At 65.3% G+C, this 1,160-nt stretch carries 1 protein-coding gene; it reads left to right on the top strand.

What is annotated here, in order from left to right; all coding sequences use genetic code 11:
• On the top strand, positions 1 to 989 hold a 989-nt coding region (locus A2I95_RS40515; protein ID WP_291737960.1), incomplete at its 5' end, for an aldehyde dehydrogenase family protein.
• Between the last annotated feature and the right edge of the window lie 171 nt (positions 990 to 1,160).

Raw genomic sequence — 1,160 nt, 5'->3', positions numbered from 1 at the left:
AAATCGGCCCGGCGCTGGCAGCGGGCTGCACCGTGGTGCTGAAGGCGTCCGAGGAAGGCCCCGCTCCGATGCTGGAATTCGCCCGGATCTTTGATCAGGCGGGTTTCCCGCCCGGTGTTTTCAACGTCATCACCGGCGGGCCGGAGGCCGGGGCTGCGCTGACCAGCCATCCGAAAGTGGCCCATGTGGCGTTCACCGGCGGGCCGGAGACGGCGCGGCATATCGTGAGAAATTCGGCGGAAAACCTCGCCTCCACCTCGCTGGAGCTGGGCGGCAAGTCGCCCTTTATCGTGTTTGACGACGCCGACCTGGAAAGTGCCGTGAACGCGCAGGTCTCGGGGATTTTCGCCGCCACCGGGCAAAGCTGCGTCGCAGGCTCGCGGCTGGTGATCCAGAAGGGAATCAAGGACGCGTTCCTCAAGCGGCTGAAGGAGAAGGCCGAAGCGGTGGTGATTGGCGCGCCGGATGACATGGCCACTGAGGTCGGCCCGCTCTGCACACTCAAACAGCGCGACCATGCGCTGCGGCTGATCGGGGCGTCGCTGCAGGCGGGTGCCAAACTGGTCACCGGCGGCTCCGTGCCGGAAGGGGAGGGTTTCTATTTCCCGCCCACGGTGCTGGATTGCTCCGGCGCGCCGGAGGCGCCCTGCCTGTCGACTGAATTCTTTGGCCCGGTCCTGTCGGTGGTCACTTTCGAGACCGAAGCGGAAGCGCTGGAGATCGCCAACAGCACCGCCTTTGGTCTGGCCTCTGGCGTGTTCACCCGGAACCTCACCCGGGCGCATCGGATGATCCGGGGCATCCGGGCAGGCATCGTCTGGGTTAACACCTACCGCGCGGTTAGCCCGATTGCGCCCTTTGGCGGCCACGGCCTGTCCGGTCACGGGCGCGAGGGCGGGCTGCAGGCGGCGCTGGATTACACCAAGGTGAAATCCGTCTGGCTGCGCACCAGCGATGAGGCGATCCCGGATCCCTTTGTGATGCGCTGACCCTCCTCGCGCCGGTTCCTATGCAAGGCGCGCGCTCAGCCGTTCTGCCATTCACGTGGCAGGGCGGCTTTTCTTTTGCTGCGCTGGCCTGGCAAGCCGTTGCGCAAAATTGGGAATCCCCTGCTTAGCCCCAAGCGAAGCAGAGGTAAGCCATAGATTTCTTTTTCGCGC

The organism is Leisingera sp. F5 (assembly GCF_001593695.1).
This window is presented reverse-complemented; position numbering and strand designations above follow the sequence as displayed.